The sequence below is a fragment of the Methylococcus sp. S1M genome, from assembly GCF_051295855.1.
Taxonomy (GTDB): Bacteria; Pseudomonadota; Gammaproteobacteria; order Methylococcales; family Methylococcaceae; genus Methylococcus; species Methylococcus capsulatus.
This window is the reverse complement of the sequence record NZ_JBPDXO010000003.1, coordinates 1-23,497: the sequence shown is the minus strand read 5'-3', so window position 1 is coordinate 23,497 and position 23,497 is coordinate 1. Positions and strand designations below refer to the sequence as shown.

The following is a 23,497-nucleotide window of genomic DNA, read 5'->3' as shown; positions in this document are numbered from 1 at the left end:
AATTTTGTGTTTGAGGCATAGCCTGCTGAAAGAGGAGCACATCTATGCCAAGCAAGAAGAAAGCGGCGAAAGCCGATATGGCAGCACTGCCGTCCATTCCCCCCGAAGTCCTTGAATACTTCAGCGGGGGCGCCACGCCGATGACGGGCGAGCAGATCAACACCAACACCATGGCGTTGAAGAAAGCGCTGATCGGGCGGGCGCTGGGCGCGGAGCTGACGCACTACCTGGGCTACCCTCCGGGGGCTGAGCGCCCCGAGCAGGCGCCAACCAGCGCAGCGGCAAGTCTGCCAGACGGTACTGACCCAGAACAGGCCGCTGCGCATTGACGTGCCGCGCGACCGCGCAGGCTCCTTCGAGCCCATACTCATCCCCAGGCATGAGCGGCGCTTTACCGGTTTTGACGGCAAGATCGTGGCCATGTACGCACGGGGCATGACCGTGCGCGAAATCCAGGCTTTTTTGGCCGAGCAGTACGGCACCGAAGTCAGCCCCGAATTCATCAGCTGCATCACCGATGAGGTCCTGGCCGAGGTAACGGCCTGGCAGGGCCGGCCGCTGGAGGCGATGTACCCGGTGGTGTTCTTCGACGCGCTGCGCGTGAAGATCCGCGAAGACGGCGTGCTGCCCGATGGCACGCGCGACATCCTGGGTCTGTGGACCGACAACACCGAGGGAGCCAAGTTCTGGATGAAGGTCTTCAACGACCTCAAAACACGCGGGGTGGCCGACATCCTGATTGCCGTGACTGACGGGCTCAAGGGCATCCCCGAGGCGCTGGCAGCGGTTTTTCCGGCTACGACGCTGCAGACCTGCAGCGTGCATCTGATCCGCCACAGCCTGGACTACGCGAGCTGGAAGGATCGCAAGGCGCTGGCCGCAGCGTTCAGGCCCATCTGCACGGCGCCCAGCGCAGAAGCCGCACAGGCCGAGCTCGACGCCCTGGATGCCGGCCCCTGGGGGCAGAAGTTCCCCACCGTGGAACTGCCTGGCGCAGGGTGTGGGACCGTGTCATCCCGTTCTTTGCCTTCAGCCCGGCGGTGCGCACGGTGATCTACACGACCAACGCCATCGAGAGCCTGCACAGCCAGCTGCGCAAGATCATCAAGACGCGGGGGGCACTTTCCCTGCGATGATGCAGCCACCAAGCTGCTGTGGCTGACCTTGCGCAACATCACGGCTGACTGGGGCCGAGAAGCCAGGCAGTGGAAAGAGGCCTTGAACCAGTTCACCATCGCCTACGGCCAGCGATTCACACGACCGGTCGCGTAATATGTCCAGCGGGTCCGCATCACCAAGCTGGCCCAGTACCCAGCCTCGAACACAAAAATTCAGACAGGCCTGGGTTTCAGTGTGGGTGTTCTCTTCGACGCATTTTTTCAGTATCACGCGTTCTGACGTTGCCGGGTCAGCCCAATGAATGTTTCCACATCCATCAGCCATTCCTGCTGTGCCGCCGTACAGGTGGGGTGCAGGCTTTTGGGCAGCACAAGCTGAACCCGTTCTGCCTTCATCTCGTCCGTCTGGTTCTCGCTGATGCTGGGTTCAAGTGTCAGGAGGTGCTTGTCAGGAATGCGGGCGGCTTCGTTGAGGATTTGCCGCCACCTGTCCTTGCAGGTCGATTTCGATGCCAGCATCGTCAGCCTTGCCTGTGGGAAGGCTGCATTGTGGTAATGGCTGATGCCGGCGAAAGATGAAATCTGGCTTGAGCCGGTTTTCCATCACGCTGGTATGGACATGGCTCCCATATCGCATCCTGCATGGCGGGACAGGTTCACATTCCAGTTATGTTTCGCTACGCGAAATGCGTTCAGCAAGTCTTCGACGCTTCCCCAAGCGGTAAGCATTTCCTCGCCCTCCCGCGTAACCACCTGCCACGCGACGAACTCATGGAAAGCGTGGTCGTCCTCGGTCTGGCCACCCGACACAGCGTGTAGCGTTTCGTACAAAACGGGTATGCCAACTTGCTCGGCAACAAAATACGCACCGTCTTCCAAACAACCTACTAGCAAATCTATGTCCGAAGGGCTCGGCAAACCATGTAACAACACACTCCCCCACGCTTTGTAATTGGCTGCATCCCTATACAGATACTCGAATACCGAATACATCTGGGGCCCCAAGGTGCGAGATTCAGCCGACATAAACCTCAGCCCGGTGCCTTGCCAAAAAATCAGCCCGAGGCAGGAAACGCTCGGGCTTCTCGATAGGTTGGTCGCGCAAAGCTACCAAAATCGATTTCAGCATCGAGCCGTCGGGCGAATCTCGAAGCTGGCTGGAAACCATAACGCGGAATTCATCAGAAACCGTGATAAGCCCCCGGTCGAACGCCTTGTCGTGAAGCACCGATAAACATAAGCCGTTGCTCGGGTTGAGTCGGTTCACCTTATCGCGGCTCCACGGCACGATATGGCTAGCCACTAGCAGCCGCGCGTCGGACAAGCCGGACATGCAGCAACGCCCGCCGTAACTTGCCAGCACCGCACGCCTGAAAAAAAGCTGTTTCACGCGCTGCTCGACAATCGCTCGGCGCGTTTCGCCGCTGTAGTCGTTCAAGTCGAAGCTGTCGAGCGAATCGGTTGCTAGTTCGATTGTCGACGCCGAGCGCAATTGTTGATCGAGCGTCGCGCATTCCAAAGCGAGCTTTTCCCAATCAGCATGAAATTCGTCCCATACCTCACGATCCAGCGCCGACGCGTTACCCAAACCCTTCCGCCCGGATGCGGTAATCGCCGGGTCAAGGCTGGCGAAGTTGACAAGCTTCATTGCCACCGCCGAAGGCGTGCGTCCGATCAATCTAGCCAGCTCGATGATTTCGCTGTTGCGGCTGTGCAGTTTGCCGAAAGGAATCTGGCAATACAGGTTGAAAGCCAGCTTGAGTTGTTCTTTGTTCCAGCGCTTAGAACTCACGACGTACTTGGGCAGTTCGATCGGTTACGGTGAGTGGTTAGACACTGTCCGACGAGATGCGGGAATATGAGCTTAGCCGCTTGCCGGAGTATGGGCGGACTTCTGCAGCAGATCGCGCAGTGCCGGTTCCAGCATGGCCGGACAGGGGACTTCCCCCTTTTCCCAGCGCCTCACGGTCTTGGGTGTTTTGCCAACGTGTTCGGCAATCTCGCGCTGAGTGAACCTGTCGCGGGCCTGCCGCAGCAGCTCCAGTGGTTGTGCATGGGTCATGCTCTGTCATTTTTGGGAACTTTAAGGGACATTATGACCCATTAAGTGCCTAGCAGAAAGTCAGTTGGTATTTTGCGCCGAAGCCAGTGCCGATCTGGTCGATGGCCTGCTCCAACTCAGTCGGCGTGAAGGAATGGAAGGGCAGCCACTCGTCTTCATCTTTTTCCACAGGATTTCGATCCGGTTCAATTCAGGGCTGTAGGGCGGCAGGAAGTAGAATCGCATGCCCTTTTCTTTCAGCACCATCGGTTTCCTGACGCGCTCGATCACGGCCATGAGAAAGCCGAAGAACCACAGGCCAGTCACGCTCTGCCACAGCTTCGCCCGCATCAACCGTCCCGAGGACAGCAGCACACCGATGACATTCGGGCGTTGTGACCGCTTCGCTAGCACCGCATGCGTTTCGCCCACCTTGCTCCAGGCTGGGCGGTTCGGCGGTTGCGACGCGAACCCCGCCTCATCCACATAGACCAGTTCGGATTCGCCCGCCTGCGCGCGTTGAATCAAGTCATCGATCTCTACCCGGGCTTGCCCGAATCGCTCCGGGTCGCGTTTTTTTCAAGCTGTAGCGCGTGCGCTTCCACACATAACCCTGCCGCTTCAACTCCAGGCGCAACCGGGCTTCAGCCAGTGTGTCCGCGCGTACTCCAACACCAGAATCTCGATCATCGAGGCGAGGGATCGCCGTTCGCGCTCTGCGGCCATGCGCAACAGCTGCTTGATCTCGGCGGAGGTGCGTATGGAAAGGGTTTCGTCCTTCCGGCGTGACATGGCGGCATCTCGTCAGCGATGAGACGCCAATGTACTGCCTTTGGCTTTTTTTGGGCAATACGATACGGATGATGTGCCGGCCGCTTTGGCGATGCCTCCTTGCTTAGACGCCGCTCGGCGTTCAGCCCACGGCCGCATCGCCGCTTTCCTGCGTGCGGATGCGGACGGCCTGTTCCGGTTCGAAGACCAGTATCCGGGCATCCTCGGCCGCCTTCGGGCCCAGGATGCCGATGAGCGATTCGACGACGGCGCCCGCCATGCGTTCGGTGGCGAGTATCTCCAGCTTGAACGAGCAGTCGTCGGCGCGGGGCGCGTGCCTTTCGCACGCCTCGCCGAGAATGCGGCTGATGGTGAGGCCGGTGGCGCCGGTTTCCAGGAGGGCCTCGCGGGCTTCATCCAGCTTGCGTGAGGGTACGATTGCGGTCACCAGTTTCATTCGCCTGTCCTCTCTTCGCGAGACCGGCGCGAGGTGCGTCCGCCGGTCCCGCTTGGTGGCTAGTCGATTCCCTTGCCGACGGGTTCCTCGAGCAGGTCGCTCCAGTCGGTACGCTCGCGCATTTCCTTCTTCACGCCGGGCGGCAGCAGTTCCCGGCCTTCCCGAATCTCCCAGCCGCCACCCAGCGCCTTGTACATGGCGATGACGCTGCGGGCGACGTCTCCGCGGCTGGCGGTCAGCCGGTCTTGCTGCTGCACCAGGAACAGTTCCGAATTGAGGACCCGGGTGTAGTCCTCGAGTCCGTTCTGGTATTGCCGCAAGGCGAGTTCGGCGGCGCGCTGGGAGGCCCGGACGCCGTCCGACAGGCTGGCCACCCTTTCCTCGGCTTTTTTGAAGGCGATGATCGCGTCTTCCACCTCGCGCAGGGCGCGCAATACGGTGCTGCGGTAGTCGGTCAGGAGTTCCTGGAACTTGGCGTCCTGGACCCGGACGTTGTTGGTCAGTCGTCCGTACTGGAAGATCGGCCAGATGACGGTCGGTCCGAATTTGCCCGCCAGCCCGGAAGGGCTGATGGCGTTGGCCACGTCGAGTCCGTCGATGCTGCCGGAATTGAAGCCGACGGTGCCGACCAGGGAAAGGCGGGGGAGGAGTTCGCTCTCGGCGATCCCGATCTGGGCGCATTGGGAGGCGGCCTTGTATTCCTGGGCGCGTACGTCGGGGCGGCGGCGCAGGATGTCGGTCGGGATGCCCATGGCGATCTCCGACCGGGCGGCGGGGATGTCGCTGTCCGGGCCCAGTTCCTTTTCGAGGTGGCTGGGCTGCATCCCCAGCAGGACGCTCAGGGCATTCTTCGACTGGCGCAGCCCCACTTCCAGGTTGGCGATCTCGGCCAGGGTCGCCTGGTGCAGCGCCTTGGCCTGCTGCATGTCGAGTTCGGTGCTCAGGCCGTTGCGGAACTGCGATTCGGCGACGCGGAAGCTGCGTTCTTGCAGGTCGGCATTGCCCTTGGCGAGCGCCAGGCGCTGATTGAACGTGCGTATCTGGACATAGGCGGCAGCCACTTCGGCGGTCAGCGTCACCACCATGTCGTCATATTGCAGGGTCGATGCCGCCAGTTCCGCACCCGCGGCATCGATGCCGCGGCGGAACCGGCCCCAGATGTCGAGCTCCCACATGGCGTCGAATCCGGTCTGGAAATAGGTGAACGTGTGGAAATCGCTTCCCTGGTAGTAGGGCGAGTATTCGCTGATGCGTTCATAGAATGTGTCCATTCCCACGTTCTGTTTCTGGGGGAACAGATAACCTTTGGCGATGCCGAGCTGGGCGCGCGCCTGATAGATGCGGATCGCCGCTTTCTGGACGTCCAGATTCTGCCGGTAAGCCTTCTCGATGAGACGATCCAGCACCGGATCGTTGAACAGTTTCCACCAGTTGCGGAAATCGCCGGCCTTGGCGGCTTTTTTCGGCGCATCCAGCCAGGTATCGGTGAGTTTGATTTCCGGCCGGTGGAAGTCCGGGCCGATTTTGTTGCAGCCGTCGAGCAGGAGCCCCAAGCCGGCCGCAAGCGCGAGGCGCAGCAGCAGGACTCGAGCCGAATCGTACAGGGTGATGCGCATGGCGTGGTCTCTCGAACCGGTTCCTGGACGAAACTTCTTCAGGATTTGCCGGAGCCGATCTTGATCGGGACCACGGCCGCCGCGGGCGCCTGGCGCCGGTTGCGGATGTCCGCCGCCGGATTGGCGCGGCGGTTGGGGCGGGTTGCCGCCCCGCCGCCGTCGGCACGGGCGAAGCGGGGGGACAGCCCCAGCCCGTATTGCACCACGATCAGGATCAGCAGCGAGAGCGGCCAGAACACCAGCCAGAAACCGTAAGTGGATTTCACGTACTCGAGCATGCGCATGAGCAGCACGTGTTCCCGCGTCTGTTTCAGGTACGCCTCGTATTCCCGGCTGTCGTATGCCGCGAGAAACTTGAGAAACTGGAAGAATTCCCCGCTGCGGTGGTTGCCGTAGGCCGATCCGAGATAGGCGCGCAGCGCCTTCAGCGGTTGTTGCAGATGCTCGGGATTGGCGCGGTAGCGCGCGGCGAGATAGTCCACCACGTCCTCGACGTTCTCCGCTTCCTGCGGCAGGGTCATGTGCGGTACCACATAACGCAGCAGACTGGGGCGGCCATGGGTCGACTCGTAGATATGGTTGAGGTAATGCAGCAGGATGCCGACGGATTCCTGTGATTCCATGGCCAGAAGCACCTTCAGCGCCTCGGTTTTGACATAGGGCTCCTCGGGAGTCTCCCCCAATATTTCGATGAGGCTTTGCACCGCGGCTTTCTCCTCCTCGCTTTTCCAGGCCGGCGCGGCCTGTCCCATGACGGAGTGCACCGTGGCGCCGTCATTGAAGATCAGGTCGAGGACGTAGAGGGCTTTTTGACGGTCGCCGACGGTTGCCAGCGCATAGAGGGCGAAGACCCGGGCGAAGGTATCGGCATTGGTCCGGTAATTCACCAGCATCCGGACGATCTCGGTGAATTTGCGGTCGTTCGCGCTCTGCATGTCGATGATCTTGAAATTGCCTACCGCGATCGCCGCCAGCCGTCTGACTTCCGGATGGGAGTCCTGCATGAGTTCGAAGATCAGCGGCAGGGTATAAGGGTCCTTGCGCTCGGCGAGATACCAGGCCAGGTTGCCGCGCACGGCAGGATTCTCGTCGATGACCATGGCGTCGACGGCATCGGGCAACCCCTCCTCGAAAGCCTGGACGATCTTGGCGTAATCCGCCGCGGCGAGACCCATGACCGGCTGGCCGGCCGCAGGGACCCGGTTTTCGAGGCCGATGCGGATGAGGCTGTGCCGCAGGTAGTCCTGCTCGTAGGCGGCTCCCGAGAGTTTTCCCAGCGGCGGATATTTTTCCCGGTTCAGGAAGTCCTTGACCGCGATGGGTTCGACCGGGCCGTAGAGGGGGCGTACGCGCTGTCCGAACGTCTGTTCCAGAAACCGGTCGAGCCGGGCCTGCGAGTAACGAATCTCGGAAATGGTTTTCTTGCGGTAGTCGAGCAGGGGCTGCAGCCCCGGCTGGCCGATCCGTGCGAACCCCCTGAGAATGGCATTGCGCTTCTGCAGGTAGAGGCTGAGGAACTCGTGATTCAGGCGTTTCTGGCGGGGATATTCGCTGTCCAGCGCCTCGTAGAGATTGATCAGCGGCTTGACCAGTCTGACATCGCTGGAAAAGCGGTCCACCATGAAATCGATCAGTTCGACCTTGTGAGTCTCATCGACTTCTCTGTCTTCCAGCAGTTGGAGCATCACGTGGAACAGTTCCTCGGCCTGTTTCGAGCGGAAGGCCTGTTCGTCACGGTCGGTCAGCCGCCACGTCTCCAGGATCGTGTGGTAGCGCGCCTCGGAAATCGCCCCGTCGTGCAGGAGGTTCTCGACATTGTCGCGGTGGACGGCATGGCGGCGCATGCCAGTGCTGTTCACGGCGATCTGGTTCAGGCTGGCGAGCATCTCCGAAAGGTCGCGCTCCTGCTTCTCCCGCAGTGCGATCAACACGTCGCGGACGTGGGAGTCGTGCGCCATCAGCGGTTCGACGTCGCTCCAGCTCAGGCTGATGCGGACGTTGTCCGTGGGCCGGGGTGGTGTCCCGGCAGGGGTGGGGGCGGTCGGCACGGAAGTGCCGGCGGCGCTGCCGAGGGGCAGGCCGGCGATCCATTCCTCCCGGAAATCGGCATCGGAGAGCGGTTTGGGCTGGTTGGCCGAAAGCGCGGCGAAGGGGCGGTCACCGTAGGGTACTTGGGTCATGGTGTACAGATAGCCGCCGAGGAACAGATGGGCGACGGTCAGGCTTCCGTAACCGATCTTGCCCCAGAATCCCGCGGCCAGCGTTTCCAGCGTCAGGAACGCCAGGCCGAACGTGAAACAGAGCATGACCAGGTAGGGGTTGAGTTCGGATCCCAGCGCCTCCGCCACCAGCCCCAGACCGGCCAGCAGCAGCAGTACGGTCCGGTAAAGCCGGACGATGGTGTTGCCACGGCCTTGCATCAGGCGGTAAAGGAAAAGGTTGAGCGAGATCGCGACGAGAAAACCGGCGACGGCGGTCAGTAGCATGGCGAGTCACCTCCAGTCTGTGTAGCGGTCTGTCAGGCCGCTGCTTCCAAATGGCTCGGTGAGCCGAGGTGATAATGGTGAAGCAGGTAATGCCGCTGCTCCGGATTCAGGCTGCCCAAGAGGACGGCCATCCTCAGGTCGGCGGTTTTGTTGCGGATGACCAGGCAGGGTTCGCCGTCGATGCGGTCAAGGGTGCCGACGAATTCGCCCGCTGCGGCATCGCCCGTTTCGCTGATCAGCCGGCCGCGCTCGCTGCCCCGCCCCGGTTTCAGGATCACCTCTTGTACCCGTCCCTGCGGCTGCTCCAGCATGGCGTGGCGGTTCAGATGAAGGGCGAGGTGATGTTCGGAAAACACCAGGACGGCGAAGGAGTCGTCGGGGGCCTGCTCTTCCGTGCGCAATGCGTCGAAAGTCGATCTCGGAACCATGGTCCGGGTATGGATGTCCAGCGGGGAGACCGGATGCTTGGTGGACTGGATCTGGGCCTGGTTGGCGGTATCGGCCTCGCCGGCGAGGTTGGTCAGATCCAGCCCGTTGCGCAGGAACACTTCGTACACCAGGCTTGCGCCGGGAATCCAGCGGATCACGTCCCACAGCGCCCGGTTGACGATTTCCTTACGCCGGAAACCGATCACGAATTCGGTGATGAGACCGTCGCAAAGGTCGATCAGCCGGCGGTTCACCAGGCGGAACACTTCCGGGGACAGTTTGCCGTCATATTTCGCCCGCAGGCCCGCCAGGCTGTCGGACAGTACGGTCTGGTAGGGGCGCGATGCGCTGACATAGCAGGAGCCCTGGCGCACCTTGTCCCGCGATTGCGGCTGCCCGCCGTTGAAACGGATGCCGCCGAGCTGGGCGTAGACCATGTTCTCCTCGGCGGCGTTGTTGGCTTCCTCGATGCCCATGCGTTCGTCGGGCAGGCGGTGAATGGTCACCACTCCCCGATGGGCCCGGATGCCATAGCGGTGCAAGGCGTCACGTACCGTGTCGGCCCAGTAGAAGAACGGAGTCAGGAACGCCGGCATGTTGGAGAACAGGGTGGCGTTGTAACGCTCGACGATGCGGGCGATGTACTTACGGTCGATATAGACTTCCGCTCGCGCGCCGATCCGCTCGAACACCGGCCGCCCCTGCCAACGGCGGACGCCGAGATGGATCAGCCAGAGCGCGGTGAGGAACAGCGCCGCGTCCAGCACGTGGGCCGCCAAGCCGACGCCGGCCAGGAAATCGAACGGGGAGAACAGCAGGCCGAACACCGGCACCCCGAACACCGTGGCGATCACGATGTAGGCCGCGAAAATGGCATAGGAGCGCACGAACTCCACCTGGTTTTCCGCCCGCGCCGCGGCTTCGCGGTTCAACGCCTCCGTATCCGGCGAGTCGATGCGTTCACCGGCCGCGTTGCAGCCGACCCGGTTGGGAATGTCGACGCCGTAGACCGCGGCCTGGAATTCCCGGAAAGCCTTGATGTCGGACATCTGCAGGTCGCTGCGCAGTTCGAAATCGCCGCTTTGTCCGGTCAGGACTTCCCGGCTCAGCGTGCTATAGGCTTCGATGGCCTTCCGGGCCAGGTGGATGAGAATTTCGGTGAGCACCGCCTGAGTCGCCACCACCACGATGGTCGCCGCTTCGGCCCGACGCCGGCCGCTGGTGCCATCGGGGGAGAGGTGGCTGAGGTTGACGAAGGTGTTGGGCAGAATCGGATCATCGGGCTGATAGCCCTGGCCCAGGGCTTCGGTCATGGAGTTCAGGAACGATTGGGAAAGGACGAAGCAGCGCTCCGCGCCGACCAGGTCGCGCGCCTTACGCACCACGGCCAGTGTGGACTGGGTCTGGGCGGAATTGCTCACGCCCAGGAACACGGTCGAGGGACCGTAGCAGCCGATGCCTTCCCGCTGGGTGCGCTTCATCTCTTTCAGGACGTTGCCGGAATTTTCCGCCCGGATGCGGAGGCCCGGCAGGACGGAGTGCAGGGCGATCGCGAATTCGTTGAGCAGGTCCTGGTTGAAGTCCACCCCGTAGAGCACGAGGTCGTGCATTCGCGGGTCCCGGTTCGGATTCAGCAGATTCTGGAACAGCAGTTCGCCGAAATGGTTCATCGTGGCGTGGTTCTCGCCGCCGGGTTCGAACGAGTCGAGCACCCGCTTCAGCACGAAAGGAATCTCCCGCAGGTCTTTTTCCACGGCATTCCCCGGCGCCGGCAGCTGATGAATACGGCTGATCTTGGCGTTGTCGTTGACGGCGAACCAGTTGGACCGGACGCCCGCCGCCCGCTGTTCCGCTCCCGGCTGCAATGCCTTGGGCGAGGGCCGGGGCGCTTGCAGGAAATCGTCGCCCACCTTGGCGCGGTCATAGATGCGGATGAATTCCGAAGGACTCGCCGCACGATACTCGATGGTGGCGTACTGGCCGTCTTCCAGGTAGATCTGCAGCGCGTCGTCGTCCGGCTCCCCCTGGTGCAGGGCCGAGGTGACGCCCAAGGGTTCCGCGCTGCCGAAGATTTCCCCACGGGTGCGGTTGTGGCCGAGGGAGAAGGCCTGGGTCAGGGAAAACACGCCCATGCGGGGCTCCAGGGTGGAACAGACCATCAGCGCGAATTCCCCGACCAGGTCGCGCGAAGCGGTGCGCATCACCCAGGTCAGGTCGTGATGGCAGAAGGCTTCCTCGAAGGTGGCGAGAAAGCCGGGGAGGACGTCCGCTTCCAGGGCGGTTCCGACTTCCCGGGTCAGTACTTCGCGCAACCGTTGCCTGGACTCGGCGGAGAGGTCCGCCAGGGATCGTGCCGGGGCCGCCAGGGCGCGCTGGCCCAGTTCCTTGCGTAGATTCAACAACGCCAGATCGGTGGCTTCGGCCCAGCGGAGGAGCAGATCGAGGTTGAAGTTCCCGCCGGCGATGTCACGGTTGTAATCCAATGCGGCGGTGAAATAGGCGTAACGCAGCGCTTTGTAGCTCAGTCCTTGGGTATAGATGAAATCCACCCATTCGGCGACGCTGCGGGAATCCGAGTCGCCCCTGGAACTGGTCCTGGGCATCATGCTCAGGAATACCCCACGGGCTTCTTGCTGAGTGAAGAAATGCCGGCGTTTCTCGCCGTCCACGGTGAACTCGAGGTAGACGCCGTCCATGTCGCCATTGTGGGCGATCATGTTGAACACTTCGCCGGGCTGGGATACCAGGGTCTGGCCTTCCACCCGGTGGTGCATCATCGCGTCGTAGTATTCGTACCAGTGCGGCTGGGCATTGTGCCAATGCGTCGCTCCGCCGGTGGCGTAACGCAGATGGAGCAGGATGGCTTCGAAGTCCGGGGGGCGCCTGTAGCCTTCTCGGCCGGCTTTCTCGAGCAGGCCGTCCAGGCGCCCGGACAGCACTTCCACGATGTCGTCCCGCTTGCCTTTGACGACTTTGTCGAAGATGACCGACTGGGCGCCGCCTTTGTCCACCAGTACCGAGAATCCCGCCGATTGGCCGCCGCGGGTCGATGCCTCACGCGCCAGTATCCGCGCCATTTCCCGAAGACGGTCAGAAATCAGCAGGGGATCGTTCTCTTCCCCTTGCAGGTTGCAACGGACCGCGAACGCCGGGCCACAGGCCCAGTAAGGCGTAGAACCGCGGACCACGGCCAGGACATCCGGTACCGAAAGCATTGCAAGGATCGAGCTGACGCAGAAACAGGTCCAGCCGAGCACTGCCACGATCCCGTCAAAGCTTTCCAGGCACCGGGAGGCGGCGGCGAGCGCCAACAGATTGGCGACGGTGCCGGCCGCCGCGACCACCCGGCAGCGCCAGCCCTCGCACGAGGATGCCGGAATGCGGGGAGAATGCGAGGACAACTGGGGAATCGGGCCGAATGGCAGAAGGCTCCTGCCGAGGTGTCGGAACGGGATTCCTTCCAGAATCGTGGTGGCGGAGAAAGCGGACGGATCGCGGGTAACCGCGAACAACGCGAGCGCATGGCCCAGGCCGTGTATCACCAGGGCCAGGGCGTTGGTGAACCGCAACGGGGCCAGCATGAGTTCCAAAAGAACTCGCGGCTTCGCGCGCGAAGCCGGAACGATGCTTCCTGTCATGGCATCAATCCTCGGGTAGGGTGCAAGGGTCTCCGGCATCCTTTCGCCAAGGCGAGGGCCGGGACTCCAGGCTGCGTCGGCATGCCGGATCGCAGTGGATCGATCCGGCCGGCTCGAAGCGCCGATTGTTTTTTTTGTAAGTGTCGATTCAATACGAGCAGGCTTACGTTAGAGCATGGCGCGAGGTGCGTCAATATGTCGCGCACATAAAAAGTGCAATGCACCAATATGGTGCGACATATTGATTGTTTGTGGTGCGATCGGCCTTTCTTCAGAAGGCTGGGCCGGGCGCGGAGGGGCGGATGGGCCGTCCGGGGGAATGGCAGCAGGATCAGGGTCGATCGGAAAAGGAGCCAGGACAGGCGGGCTGAGCGTTCGCTTTGCCGGTTCCCGAACCACCGCCCGCGAGCGCGGCCTTGAGCACCCTGGCCAAGTGCAGGCCCTCCCGCCCCGCGCCGTCGCGGATCTGGTGGCGACAACTGACGCCGTTGGCGATCAGCAAAGTGTTTTTGTCCGTTTCGCGTATCCGTGGCAGTAAGGCGAGTTCGGCCATTTGCATGGACACTTCGTAATGTTCGGCTTCCAGTCCGAAGGCGCCGGCCATGCCGCAGCAGCTCGATTCGACGAGTTCCGCCTGCAGCTCCGGTACCAGGCTGAGCACCTTGCGCATCGACTTCATCGCGCCGAAGGCTTTCTGGTGGCAGTGCCCATGGACCAGTGCCCGCGCCTGCGGCAAGGGGCGGAGCGGAAGTTCGAGCCGCTTGGCGTCGTGTTCGCGGGCCAGGAATTCCTCCAGCAGCAGGGCGGATTTCGCGACGGCGGCCACGGCCTCGCCCAGTCCCAGCGCGTAGTATTCGTCGCGCAGCATCAAGAGGCAGGACGGTTCCAGGCCGAGGACGGGCAGTCCGCGCTCGGCATGGGGTCGCAAGGCTTCCACCATGCGTCCGGCCTCCGTCCGCGCCTGCTCGATCAGGCCATGGGAGAGGAAGGTGCGTCCGCAGCACAACGGTCGTTCTCCGGTGAGCGGGCGGGCGACATGGACCCGGTAGCCGGCGGCGGTGAGCACGTCGAGCGCCGCCTGCGCGGTTTCCGGTTCGAAATGGTTGGAGAAGGTGTCGACCAGCAGGACGACCTCGCGTCCGTCGGCGTTGCCGACCGGTTCGGTCGGGGCGGTGGCGAGGAACGCCATCGGTGCGCTCAGGGGCAGCGAGCGTTTGGCGGCGATGCCGATCCAGCGCTCGCCCAGCCTGGCCAGGAGCGGCATCCGTGCGCGGAGCCTCACCAGCCAGTTCAGCCGGGCCAGCTTCCCCGCCCAGTGCGGAATGTGCGCCAGCAGGCGTTCCCGCAGCGGCACGCCGCCGAGCTGTTTCCAGCGCTGCGCCAGCGCTTCGATGCGCAGCAGGGCCATGTCAACCCCGTTGGGGCATTCCCGTTTGCAGCCCTTGCAGCCCACGCACAGGTCCATGGCGGCATCCAGCTCCGGTCCGACGAAGGGCTGGGGGCCATATTCGCCATTCAGTGCCGCCTTCAGCGTTTGGGCCCGGTGGTGGGTGGAGTGCGCCGCATCCCGTGTGACCCGGAAGCTCGGGCACATCACGCCCTTTTCGGTGCGCTGGCACTGCCGGTTGCCGATGCAGACCGCCGCCGCCTTGCCGTAGGCGCCGCCTTCGGAAGGCACGGCCGCATAGGCATCGCCCGCGCCATAGCTGTCGTAGGCCGACCAGTCGAGTTGTGTCTCCATGCTTCAGAACCTTGCAAATGAATCCCTCCAAGCAGGACTGATGCCATGCCGGTGGCTGTGTTCAACTCATTGTTATTGTTCTGAGCGTGGGGGAGTGAGGCGCTCGTCGAGTGTACGAAGTGCGACAAAGCCGCCGAGCGGCGGGTCCTTCCGACGGTCTCATCCGGTGAGAAGGGGTGAGACGGCAAAAAACCCGCCAAGCCTCGTGGCTCGCGGGTTCTGATGCGTCATGCAGACGGGGTGATACAGGTAAATGGCGGAGAGGGAGGGATTCGAACCCTCGTGCCGGGTTTCCCCGACCATCCGATTTCGAGTCGGCGCCGTTATGACCGCTTCGGTACCTCTCCCGCACGGGTAATGATATCATAATTGATTCGTTACAGACATACGAACGGTGCGTGACATGAATTCGAAGTTCATGGCGGACGGCGTTCTGAAAGTCGGACAAGTCAGGCTTTTGTTTCGCAAGTTCAGTCGCCGTACCCGTCGGCGCTGCCTCGGCGCAGGGGCCGCGGTGCTTCTGGTGTCCCAGCTTTACGGCTGCGGTGCTCCGCTTCCGGAGCAGCGCAAGCTGTCCCACTTCGACAGGATCAGGGCGGCCGGGGAATTGCGGGTGCTGGTCCGCGACAAGCGTTTTGCCTCGTCCCGCCCCGCTTCGGGGACGGTGGGATTCGAGCGTGACCTGCTTCATGGATTCGCCAGTCACCTCGGCGTCAGGCTCCGGTTCATCCCAGCCAATGCGCGCCCGGTGACGGAGCGGCTGCTTCACGGGGAGGCCGATTTCGCGGTGATGCCTTCCCGTTCCGTTGCCGGAGATGTCTTGCCGGCTGGCGGGCTTCCGCCATTCGCCGGGGTGACGCCCGTGGGAGGCTGGGTCGGCGCGCTTGCTGGCGGTCTGAAGGGCATGGCTCGAAACAGTGCGCAAAAATTCAATCCGCGGATGGCGTTTGCGGAATACTCGCCACGCCGTGTACACACACTGAAGTGGGCCTTCCCCGAAAACGCCGGCGTTCGCGGCCCGCGTGCGCTGGCATGGATGTTCGCTGAGCCGGAGGGGGACCATCTGGCGATGATGGCCGAGCATTTCCTGCGCGATATGTGCGAGCGGAAAGGTCTCGACCCGTTGCTCGACCGCCATTTCGGTCACAACGAGGGTGCGGACCCTGCTCTGGATCGGAATCTGCGTGAATCTTACGGCCGCCAGTTGGGCAAATACCGCAGGACCTTCGTCGAGGCGGCGGCGCGCCATGGTCTGGACTGGCGGCTGCTGGCCGCGGTGGCTTTCCAGGAATCACGATGGGACGGTTATGCGGTGTCGGCCGAAGGCGTGCGCGGCATGATGATGCTGACCGGCGCGACGGCCCGCGAACTGGGGGTCGATCGCAACAACCCAGGGCAGAGCATCCATGGCGGGGCCCGCTATCTGAAGGCGGTGTGGTCGCGCCTGCCGGAAGAGATCGCCGAACCCGACCGGACCTGGTTTGCTCTTTCCGCCTACAACCTGGGCCCGGGCCGGGTCGAGACTGCACGCCGGCTCGCGAAGAAGCTGGGGCGCGATCCCAACAAATGGGCCGAGGTCAAGAAGACCCTGCCGTTGGTCGGAGCTGGACGCTCCGGCGGCCGTTTCCGCCACCCTTCGGCCCGGGGGAAGCTGACGGTCCAATACGTCAACCGGGTGCGACATTACTACGATCTGCTGGTGCGCCTCAGCGAGAAGAAACGCTCCGGCCCGTCCGGGCGGGGCTAGCGGCGGTTCCGGAAGAAGTCGCGGAGGAGCTGGCTGCATTCCTCGGCCAGCACGCCTTCCAACAGCTCGACGCGGTGGTTCATAAACTCGGCCTCGTTCAGCCGGAGCGCGCTCACCACCGCGCCGCGCTTGGGATCGGCGGCGCCGAACACCAGCCTGCCGACGCGGGCATGCAGGATCGCACCCATGCACATGGCGCAGGGTTCGAGCGTGACGTACAACGTGGTATCCACCAGCCGATAGTTGCCCAGGCGCGCGCCGGCCGCGCGCAAGGCGACGATTTCGGCATGCGCGGCGGGGTCGTGGGTGGAAATGGGTTGGTTATGGCCCTCGCCCAAGATTTCGCCATTCTTGACCAGCACGGCCCCGATCGGGACTTCGCCTGCCGTTTCGGCGGTGCGGGCCAGCATCAGGGCATGGCGCATCCATGCTTCGTCCGAGCCGGGTTCGCTCACTCCCATTCGATCGTCGCCGGCGGTTTCCCCGAGATGTCATAGGTGACCCGGGAGATGCCGTGAATTTCGTTGATGATGCGGCGCGAGACCAGGTCGAGGAAGTCGTAAGGGAGGTGGGCCCAGCGGGCGGTCATGAAATCGATGGTTTCCACGGCGCGCAGTGCGACCACGTAGTCGTAGCGGCGGCCGTCGCCCATGACGCCGACCGATTTCACGGGCAGGAACACGGCGAAGGCCTGGCTGACCTTGTCGTACAGGTCGTGGCGGTAGAGCTCTTCGATGAAGATGGCGTCGGCGCGGCGCAGCAGGTCGGCGTATTCCTTCCGGACCTCGCCGAGGATGCGCACGCCGAGACCGGGGCCGGGGAAGGGATGGCGGTACACCATCTCATAGGGCAGGCCCAGTTCGAGGCCGATCTGGCGCACCTCGTCCTTGAACAGTTCGCGCAGCGGCTCGACCAGTTGCAGCTTCATGGTCTCCGGCAGGCCGCCCACGTTGTGGTGGGATTTGATGACATGCGCCTTGCCGGTCTTGGAGCCCGCGGATTCGATCACGTCCGGGTAGATGGTGCCCTGGGCCAGCCAACGGGCGTCTTCGATCTTCGCGGCTTCTTCGTCGAAGATCTCCACGAACAGCCGGCCGATGATCTTGCGCTTGTCTTCGGGGTCGGCGATACCCTGCAACGCCTGCAGGAAACGTTCTTCGGCATTGACCCGGATCACCCGCACGCCCATGTGTTCGGCGAAAGTGGCCATGACCTGGTCGCCTTCGTTGAGCCGCAGCAGGCCGGTGTCGACGAACACGCAGGTCAGTTGTTCGCCGATGGCGTGCTGGAGCAGGGCGGCGACCACGGACGAGTCCACGCCGCCGGAGAGGCCGAGCACCACCCGTTCGGCGCCGATCCGATTCCGTACCCTGGTGATGGCGTCTTCGACGATGTTGCCCGTGGTCCAGCGGGCCTCGCACTGGCACAGCTTGCGCACGAAGCGTTCCAGGATGCGCTTGCCCTGGCGGGTATGGGTCACCTCGGGGTGGAACTGCAGGGCGTAGAACCGGCGTTCCTCGTCTGCCATGCCGGCGATGGGCGCGCTTTCGGTGCTGGCGATCAGCTTGAAGCCGGGCGGCAGGCCGACGACTTGGTCGCCGTGGCTCATCCACACGTCGAGCAGTCCATGACCTTCGGGAGTGGTGTGGTCCTCGATCCCATTCAAAAGCTGTGAGTGGCCACGGGCGCGGACCTGGGCATAGCCGAATTCGCGGTGTTCGACGGCTTCCACCTTGCCGCCGAGCTGGGCCGCCATGGTCTGCATGCCGTAGCAGATGCCGAGCACCGGCACGCCGAGGGTGAACACCGAAGCCGGGGCGCGGGGCGTGCCAGTGCCGGTGACGCTTTCGGGGCCGCCGGACAGGATGATGCCCTGCGGGGCGAATTCGGTTATGAAATCGTCGCCACAGTCGTAGGGATGGATTTCGCTGTACACTCCGAGTTCCCTCACCCGCCGCGCGATGAGCTGGGTGTACTGGGAGCCGAAATCCAGGATCAGGATTTTTTGGGCGTGGATGTCGGTCATCGGGGGGTGTGGTGGACGGGTTCAGTCGAGGCGGTAGTTCGGCGCTTCCTTGGTGATCGTCACATCGTGCACATGGCTTTCGCGCATGCCGGCGGTGGTGACCCGGACGAAGCGCGCATGTTCGCGCATTTCCTCGATGGTGCGGCAGCCGGTGTAGCCCATGGAGGCGCGGACGCCGCCCACGAGCTGGTGCAGGATGGCGACGAGGCTGCCCTTGTGTGGGACCCGGCCTTCGATGCCTTCCGGCACCAGTTTCTCGGCCTCGGTGCTGTCCTGGAAATAGCGGTCGCTGGAGCCTTGCTGCTGGGCCATGGCGCCCATCGAGCCCATGCCGCGATAGGCCTTGTAGGAACGGCCCTGGTACAGTTCGACTTCGCCGGGCGATTCTTCGGTACCGGCGAACAGCCCCCCGATCATCACGCAATGGGCGCCGGCGGCGATCGCCTTGGCGACGTCGCCCGAATAACGGATGCCGCCGTCGGCGATGACGGGGATGCCGGTGCCGGCCAGTGCTTGGGCGACGTTGGAGACGGCGGTGATCTGCGGTACGCCGACGCCGGCGATGATGCGGGTGGTGCAGATCGAGCCAGGGCCGATGCCGACTTTGACCGCATCGGCGCCGGCTTCGGCCAGTGCCCGGGCGGCGGCGCCGGTGGCGATGTTGCCGCCGATCACCTGGACCTGCGGGAAGTGGGTCTTGACCCAGCGGACCCGGTCCAGCACGCCCTGCGAGTGGCCGTGGGCGGTGTCGACCACGATCACGTCGACGCCTGCTTCGACCAGTGCCTCGACCCGTTCCTCGGTGCCGGCGCCGGTGCCGACGGCCGCGCCTACCCGCAGGCGTTCGAATTCGTCCTTGCAGGCCTGCGGGTAGTCCTTGGATTTCTGGATGTCCTTCACGGTGATCATGCCGCGGAGCTGGAAGGCCTCGTTGACGATCAGGACTTTCTCGATGCGGTGCTGATGCAGCAGGCGGATGGCTTCTTCCTTGCTGGAGCCCTCCTGCACCGTGACCAGCCGTTCCTTCGGCGTCATCGCCCGGGTGACGGGTTCTTCGTAGCGCGTCTCGAAACGCAGGTCGCGGCTGGTGACGATGCCGACCAGTTCGCCGCCGTCCACCACAGGAACGCCGGAGATGTTGCGGGCCCGGGTCAGTTCCATGACTTCGCGGATGGTCGCGGTCGGCGGCACGGTGATCGGTTCCTTGATCACGCCGCTTTCGTATTTCTTGACGCTCCTGACTTCCGCCGCCTGGCGTTCGGTGGTCATGTTCTTATGGATGATGCCGATGCCGCCTTCTTGGGCGATGGTGATCGCGAGCCTGGCTTCGGTCACTGTGTCCATGGCGGCCGAGAGCAGCGGGATGTTCAGGGGAATGGCCCGGGTGAGCCGGGTGGTCAGGGAAACGTCGCGGGGGAGTACGTTCGAATATGCAGGAACCAGCAGGACGTCATCGAAAGTCAGCGCTTCTTGTTCGATACGCATGGTATGCTCCCGGCAGGTAAAAATTTATCATTATAACTTTTTTCTGGGCCGTGTGAACCGTCTGATGCCTGCCGCCCCGCCGAGCCCGACCCCGCGTGGAGCCGGCGGCGGTTCAGATGTCCGTCTGGGCGCAAATCCCGGCGAACGCAGGGAAATCCCTCGCCAGGGCGTCCGAGAGCTCGCTGCCATTCTCGGGGGCGGGGAGCTTCAGGAACAAGTCGAGCATGGCGGCCATGGCGATCGCGTCCAGAAAAGCGGCCTTGATGGTCCAGGCCAACAGGAACGCAAACACATAGGGCCAGATGCCGGGATCGAGCGGAAGACCCGCGAGAATGCCCTGGATCGCTGCCAGCAGGACCGGGAAGGCCGCGAAACAGCCCAGCCAGCCGAAGCCGGACAGGTACAGCCGGTTACGCAGGATCGTGGGGAGATGCGCGGCCAGGAGGAGCAGGCCGTCCCGCGCGGAGCGGGCGAAACTGTTGGCCGGCTGCGCGAAGTGATAGCCGAGCAGGGTCAGTGTCTCGGTGGTGACAAGCAGGCCTTTTGCCTGGAGCAGCCAGCGTTGCGGCAGCGTTTGCGGCGCTGGTTCCTTCCAGCCGGGAAGCGCGGAGGCTACCGACCGTATCGCCGCGATCAACGGGCTCAGCGCCGGCGGAGGAGGGAGACGTTCCGCTACCCGGCGGCGGGCGTAGTCGATCTGTGCTTTGCCTTTGGGGACCGGCTCCCTGAGTGCCTCGGCGCCGAGCAGCGCGGCGTTGCGGGCCTGAACGCCGGTCAGGAAGCCGTTGCGGAACTTGTACAGGATCCAGCCGACGACGCCCATGCCGATCCAGGCACCCGTGCCGGCGAACGCGATCGGGTTGGAGCTCAGCGAGCCGATTCCGATGGTGGTGCCGGCACCGATGATCGCGCCGAAGATGTAGGCCAGCCCGACGCCGAGATAGATGAGCCAGCGATGGAGCACGAAGGCCATGCTCTTTTCTAGGGTGCGGGTGGCCGAAAGCAGATTGAAACCCCACATGACGGAAGACCTCTTCTTTATCATTTGGCTCGAAATCCGGAGGCTGGGAGCTCAGCGCCCTTTTTTCAGTTTGCGGCCCGCCGGCTTTCGGGCTCGCAGGGGCAGGACGGCGTGCCGGGTCCGGAACGGCCTGGTGCCGTGGTGCGTCACGGTCTCGGCGGTGCCCGGCTTCTGCGGCTGCCAGGCCGGGATCAGATGGTGCTTGCCATTGCCGATCAGGTCGGTCCTGCCCATCCGCTTCAGCGCTTCCCGCAGGAGCGGCCAATTCTCCGGATCGTGGTAGCGCAGAAAGGCTTTGTGCAGCCGGCGTTGCGTGAGCTTGCGGGGTGTTTCGACGGTTTCGCTGGTGCGCGAGACGCGATGCAGCGGGTTCTTGCGGCTGTGGTACATGGCCGTGGCCACCGCCATGGGTGAGGGTAGGAAGGCCTGCACCTGGTCGGCGCGAAAGCCGTTTTTCTTGAGCCACAGGGCCAGGTTCAACATGTCCGCGTCGGTGGTGCCGGGATGGGCTGCGATGAAATAGGGGATCAGGTACTGCTCCTTTCCTGCTTCGCGTGAATATTGGTCGAACATCGCCTTGAAGCGGTCGTAGGTGCCTATCCCCGGCTTCATCATCTTGGAAAGCGGCCCCGGTTCGGTATGCTCGGGTGCGATCTTGAGGTAGCCGCCGACATGGTGGGTCACCAGTTCCTTGACGTATTCCGGCGACCTCACCGCCAGGTCGTAGCGCAGCCCCGAGCCGATCAGGATCTTTTTGATGCCAGGGAGTTGGCGGGCGCGGCGGTACAGGCGGATCAGTGGGCCGTGGTCGGTGCCGAGATTCTTGCAGATGCCGGGGTAGACGCAGGAGGGCCGGCGGCAGCTCGCTTCTATTGCGCGGCTTTTGCAGGCCAGCCGGTACATGTTGGCTGTCGGCCCCCCCAGATCAGAGATCACTCCGGTGAAGGCCGGTGAGGTGTCGCGGATGGCTTCGATCTCGCGGAGGATGGATTCTTCCGAGCGGCTCTGGATGATCCGTCCTTCGTGTTCGGTGATCGAGCAGAAGGTGCAGCCGCCGAAGCAGCCGCGCATGATCGTCACCGAATGCTGGATCATCTCGAAGGCCGGAATGCGGGCGTCGCCGTAGCTGCGATGGGGCAGGCGGCTGTAGGGTAGGCCGTAGACCCGGTCCATTTCCCGGGTGGTCAGCGGCAGCGCCGGCGGGTTGAGCCAGACATCGATGGCCCCATGACGCTGGACCAGGGCCCGGGCATTGTGCGGGTTGGTTTCCTGGTGCAACACCCGCGAGGCATGCGCGTACAGTACCGGGTCGTCGTGCACCGCCTCGAAAGCCGGCAGGCGGATCACCGTATTGCCCCGGTCGCGGGCGGAGGTGGCGAAGTGGACGAGCGCACGGGGTTCCGGCGCCGGCGGGGCACAGCCGGCGGGGGATTCCCGATAGGGGTCGGGAACGGCGCTGATGGCACCGAGCCGGTCGATTTGGGTGGAATCGATTTCGCGCCAGCCGGCAGCGGGCGTCCGGCGGAGGTAGGCCGTGCCACGGATGTCCGTGAGGGCGGAGACCGGTTCCCCCCCGGCGAGGCGGTGAGCGATCTCGACTACCTGGCGTTCTCCATTGCCGTAGACCAGCAGATCCGCCTTGGCGTCGACCAGTACGGAACGCCGGACCTTGTCCGACCAGTAGTCATAATGGGCTGTGCGGCGCAGGCTGGCTTCGATCCCGCCCAGCACGATCGGTACGTCTTTGTAGGCTTCGCGGCAGCGCTGGGCGTAGACCAGCACGCAGCGGTCCGGGCGGCGGTCGGCGGCGCCGTCGGGGGTGTAGGCGTCGTTGGAGCGGATGCGGCGGTCCGAGGTGTAGCGGTTCACCATGGAATCCATATTGCCGCCGGTCACGCCGAAGAACAGATTGGGGCGGCCGAATTCCTTGAACGGCTCGGCCGAATGCCAGTCCGGCTGGGCCAGGATGGCGACCCGGAAGCCTTGGGCTTCCAACAGGCGGCCGATCAGCGCCATGCCGAAGCTGGGATGATCGACATAAGCGTCGCCGGTGACCAGGACGATATCGCAGGCGTCCCAGCCGAGCTGCTCCATGTCGGCGCGGGACAGCGGCAATTGCGGGGCGATGCCGAAACGGCTGGCCCAGAATTTTCGATAGGAGAAGATGTCCCGTGCTTGCTGCATGATGCCGAGGACCTGAATGGGGTGACTAGTCTAGCGGATCGGGCGAGGCTGCCGCCAGACCGAACGTACGTCGCCGCATCAGTCCCGCGGCGGGACCGATTTGCCATCGTGGCCGGCTTGTTTCAGATGGGCACGGGATTCCCTGAAAACGCCGAATCCCCAGATTCCCCAGGAGGCGGTCTTCAGCATGATGAGCGGTATGGCCACGGTTTGCAGCCCCCAGACGGCTACCGCCATGGCGCTGGCGCCGGAGATGCCCCAAGCCACCAAGCCCCAGCGCCCGCCGATCGCGGTTTTCCCCCATCGCAGGGCGGCTCGTTTTTTTTCTTGTTTTTCCATCCCCGTGCGGTTATCGGGCGGCATCGACAGGCGTCGTCTCGTGTTTGCGTGGAGCCTTGCCGGTGAGCGCCGCAGGGCGTCGAAACGCGATCGTAACAATGAGTCAGTAGTTATGCAAACGAGGATGGGTGGATGTCCTATCCCGCCCGAGGGCGGCGGCGGTGAAACTGGAACGAAAAGAGCCACCGCCCGAGCCGGGGGCGCGGACGGTGGCTCCCTGGTTTTTCGGCATCGTCGCCTCCCTCGGGAGGCGGCTGCCCTTGGGGACCTACGCCGGCATCAGCGGATGTCCGGGCACAGGTCGCGTTCGAACAGGTGCGAGAAGCTGTAGAAGGTCTGGGTCAGGGTGCCCATGACGGCCAGTGCCAGCCAGCCGAAGATCACGAAGCCGTAGTGCA

Annotated in this window: 18 protein-coding genes, 1 tRNA gene and 1 pseudogene; 2 read left to right on the top strand and 18 right to left on the bottom strand. The window is 63.6% G+C overall.

Annotated elements, in window-relative coordinates; genetic code table 11:
* Nucleotides 1-44: 44 nt before the first annotated feature.
* A pseudogene (locus tag ACSHWJ_RS06465) lies at nucleotides 45-1,272 on the top strand (IS256 family transposase).
* A gap of 113 nt (nucleotides 1,273-1,385) precedes the next feature.
* Here the strand turns inward: ACSHWJ_RS06465 and ACSHWJ_RS06460 are convergent.
* The 11 genes from ACSHWJ_RS06460 to ACSHWJ_RS06410 all read right to left on the bottom strand — a co-directional run bounded on the left by ACSHWJ_RS06460 (nucleotide 1,386) and on the right by ACSHWJ_RS06410 (nucleotide 14,644).
* Nucleotides 1,386-1,682, bottom strand: a complete 297-nt coding sequence (locus ACSHWJ_RS06460) for a type II restriction endonuclease (protein ID WP_432539648.1) — start codon at nucleotides 1,680-1,682, stop codon at nucleotides 1,386-1,388.
* Nucleotides 1,683-2,133: 451 nt separating this feature from the next.
* The gene (locus tag ACSHWJ_RS06455; protein WP_432539512.1) at nucleotides 2,134-2,910 is read right to left on the bottom strand and encodes an HNH endonuclease; all 777 of its coding nucleotides are present in this window, start codon (nucleotides 2,908-2,910) and stop codon (nucleotides 2,134-2,136) included.
* A gap of 72 nt (nucleotides 2,911-2,982) precedes the next feature.
* The gene (locus ACSHWJ_RS06450; protein ID WP_218800822.1) at nucleotides 2,983-3,180 is read right to left on the bottom strand and encodes a helix-turn-helix domain-containing protein; all 198 of its coding nucleotides are present in this window, start codon (nucleotides 3,178-3,180) and stop codon (nucleotides 2,983-2,985) included.
* 60 nt (nucleotides 3,181-3,240) lie between these two features.
* Nucleotides 3,241-3,687, bottom strand: coding sequence for a transposase (locus ACSHWJ_RS06445; RefSeq protein WP_432539511.1), 447 nt, complete (start codon nucleotides 3,685-3,687; stop codon nucleotides 3,241-3,243).
* A 93-nt stretch (nucleotides 3,688-3,780) separates the two neighbouring features.
* Entirely contained in the window at nucleotides 3,781-3,951 is a 171-nt protein-coding gene (locus ACSHWJ_RS06440; RefSeq protein WP_432539510.1) for a hypothetical protein, read from the bottom strand.
* 121 nt (nucleotides 3,952-4,072) lie between these two features.
* Nucleotides 4,073-4,387, bottom strand: a complete 315-nt coding sequence (locus tag ACSHWJ_RS06435) for a P-II family nitrogen regulator (RefSeq protein WP_218797110.1) — start codon at nucleotides 4,385-4,387, stop codon at nucleotides 4,073-4,075.
* A gap of 59 nt (nucleotides 4,388-4,446) precedes the next feature.
* Nucleotides 4,447-6,003, bottom strand: a complete 1,557-nt coding sequence (locus ACSHWJ_RS06430) for an efflux transporter outer membrane subunit (RefSeq protein WP_017364694.1) — start codon at nucleotides 6,001-6,003, stop codon at nucleotides 4,447-4,449.
* Between the two features lie 38 nt (nucleotides 6,004-6,041).
* Entirely contained in the window at nucleotides 6,042-8,489 is a 2,448-nt protein-coding gene (locus ACSHWJ_RS06425; protein WP_282213597.1) for a HEAT repeat domain-containing protein, read from the bottom strand.
* Between the two features lie 32 nt (nucleotides 8,490-8,521).
* The gene (locus tag ACSHWJ_RS06420; protein WP_432539509.1) at nucleotides 8,522-12,556 is read right to left on the bottom strand and encodes a hypothetical protein; all 4,035 of its coding nucleotides are present in this window, start codon (nucleotides 12,554-12,556) and stop codon (nucleotides 8,522-8,524) included.
* A 331-nt stretch (nucleotides 12,557-12,887) separates the two neighbouring features.
* Nucleotides 12,888-14,297, bottom strand: a complete 1,410-nt coding sequence (locus tag ACSHWJ_RS06415) for a (Fe-S)-binding protein (protein ID WP_432539508.1) — start codon at nucleotides 14,295-14,297, stop codon at nucleotides 12,888-12,890.
* Nucleotides 14,298-14,551: 254 nt separating this feature from the next.
* Nucleotides 14,552-14,644, bottom strand: a tRNA-Ser gene (locus ACSHWJ_RS06410).
* Nucleotides 14,645-14,700: 56 nt separating this feature from the next.
* Between ACSHWJ_RS06410 and ACSHWJ_RS06405 the strand changes: the two genes are divergently transcribed.
* Complete coding sequence (locus ACSHWJ_RS06405; RefSeq protein WP_432539507.1) at nucleotides 14,701-16,044, top strand: transglycosylase SLT domain-containing protein; 1,344 nt, start codon at nucleotides 14,701-14,703, stop codon at nucleotides 16,042-16,044.
* On the opposite strand, the gene tadA is transcribed toward ACSHWJ_RS06405, so the two are convergent.
* From tadA to ACSHWJ_RS06370, 7 genes are all read right to left on the bottom strand, one after another.
* Nucleotides 16,041-16,505, bottom strand: coding sequence for a tRNA adenosine(34) deaminase TadA (gene tadA / locus ACSHWJ_RS06400; RefSeq protein WP_432539506.1), 465 nt, complete (start codon nucleotides 16,503-16,505; stop codon nucleotides 16,041-16,043). The genes ACSHWJ_RS06405 and tadA overlap by 4 nt on opposite strands.
* Nucleotides 16,496-18,070, bottom strand: a complete 1,575-nt coding sequence (guaA, locus tag ACSHWJ_RS06395; protein ID WP_432539505.1) for a glutamine-hydrolyzing GMP synthase — start codon at nucleotides 18,068-18,070, stop codon at nucleotides 16,496-16,498. Before guaA ends, tadA begins: the two co-directional genes overlap by 10 nt.
* 21 nt (nucleotides 18,071-18,091) lie before the next feature.
* Entirely contained in the window at nucleotides 18,092-19,555 is a 1,464-nt protein-coding gene (gene guaB / locus ACSHWJ_RS06390) for an IMP dehydrogenase (protein ID WP_017364687.1), read from the bottom strand.
* Nucleotides 19,556-19,667: 112 nt separating this feature from the next.
* On the bottom strand, nucleotides 19,668-20,600 hold the full coding sequence (locus tag ACSHWJ_RS06385; RefSeq protein WP_432539504.1) for a hypothetical protein: 933 nt from the start codon (nucleotides 20,598-20,600) through the stop codon (nucleotides 19,668-19,670).
* 27 nt (nucleotides 20,601-20,627) lie between these two features.
* Nucleotides 20,628-22,760: a YgiQ family radical SAM protein gene (locus ACSHWJ_RS06380; RefSeq protein WP_432539503.1), complete on the bottom strand. Its 2,133-nt coding sequence runs from the start codon at nucleotides 22,758-22,760 to the stop codon at nucleotides 20,628-20,630.
* Between the two features lie 78 nt (nucleotides 22,761-22,838).
* Nucleotides 22,839-23,099, bottom strand: a complete 261-nt coding sequence (locus ACSHWJ_RS06375) for a hypothetical protein (protein ID WP_017364685.1) — start codon at nucleotides 23,097-23,099, stop codon at nucleotides 22,839-22,841.
* A gap of 279 nt (nucleotides 23,100-23,378) precedes the next feature.
* Nucleotides 23,379-23,483, bottom strand: coding sequence for a hypothetical protein (locus ACSHWJ_RS06370; protein ID WP_432539647.1), 105 nt, complete (start codon nucleotides 23,481-23,483; stop codon nucleotides 23,379-23,381).
* Between the last annotated feature and the right edge of the window lie 14 nt (nucleotides 23,484-23,497).

Excerpts from the sequence above, each read along its gene's own strand:
- ACSHWJ_RS06425 (WP_282213597.1), bottom strand. The coding sequence starts at position 8,489 with ATGCTACTGACCGCCGTCGCCGGTTTTCTCGTCGCGATCTCGCTCAAC.
- ACSHWJ_RS06415 (WP_432539508.1), bottom strand. The coding sequence starts at position 14,297 with ATGGAGACACAACTCGACTGGTCGGCCTACGACAGCTATGGCGCGGGC.
- ACSHWJ_RS06435 (WP_218797110.1), bottom strand. The coding sequence starts at position 4,387 with ATGAAACTGGTGACCGCAATCGTACCCTCACGCAAGCTGGATGAAGCC.
- tadA (WP_432539506.1), bottom strand. The coding sequence starts at position 16,505 with ATGGGAGTGAGCGAACCCGGCTCGGACGAAGCATGGATGCGCCATGCC.
- guaB (WP_017364687.1), bottom strand. The coding sequence starts at position 19,555 with ATGCGTATCGAACAAGAAGCGCTGACTTTCGATGACGTCCTGCTGGTT.
- ACSHWJ_RS06440 (WP_432539510.1), bottom strand. The coding sequence starts at position 3,951 with ATGTCACGCCGGAAGGACGAAACCCTTTCCATACGCACCTCCGCCGAG.
- ACSHWJ_RS06375 (WP_017364685.1), bottom strand. The coding sequence starts at position 23,099 with ATGGAAAAACAAGAAAAAAAACGAGCCGCCCTGCGATGGGGGAAAACC.
- ACSHWJ_RS06385 (WP_432539504.1), bottom strand. The coding sequence starts at position 20,600 with ATGATAAAGAAGAGGTCTTCCGTCATGTGGGGTTTCAATCTGCTTTCG.
- ACSHWJ_RS06405 (WP_432539507.1), top strand. The coding sequence starts at position 14,701 with ATGAATTCGAAGTTCATGGCGGACGGCGTTCTGAAAGTCGGACAAGTC.
- ACSHWJ_RS06430 (WP_017364694.1), bottom strand. The coding sequence starts at position 6,003 with ATGCGCATCACCCTGTACGATTCGGCTCGAGTCCTGCTGCTGCGCCTC.
- ACSHWJ_RS06420 (WP_432539509.1), bottom strand. The coding sequence starts at position 12,556 with ATGACAGGAAGCATCGTTCCGGCTTCGCGCGCGAAGCCGCGAGTTCTT.
- guaA (WP_432539505.1), bottom strand. The coding sequence starts at position 18,070 with ATGACCGACATCCACGCCCAAAAAATCCTGATCCTGGATTTCGGCTCC.
- ACSHWJ_RS06380 (WP_432539503.1), bottom strand. The coding sequence starts at position 22,760 with ATGCAGCAAGCACGGGACATCTTCTCCTATCGAAAATTCTGGGCCAGC.
- ACSHWJ_RS06450 (WP_218800822.1), bottom strand. The coding sequence starts at position 3,180 with ATGACCCATGCACAACCACTGGAGCTGCTGCGGCAGGCCCGCGACAGG.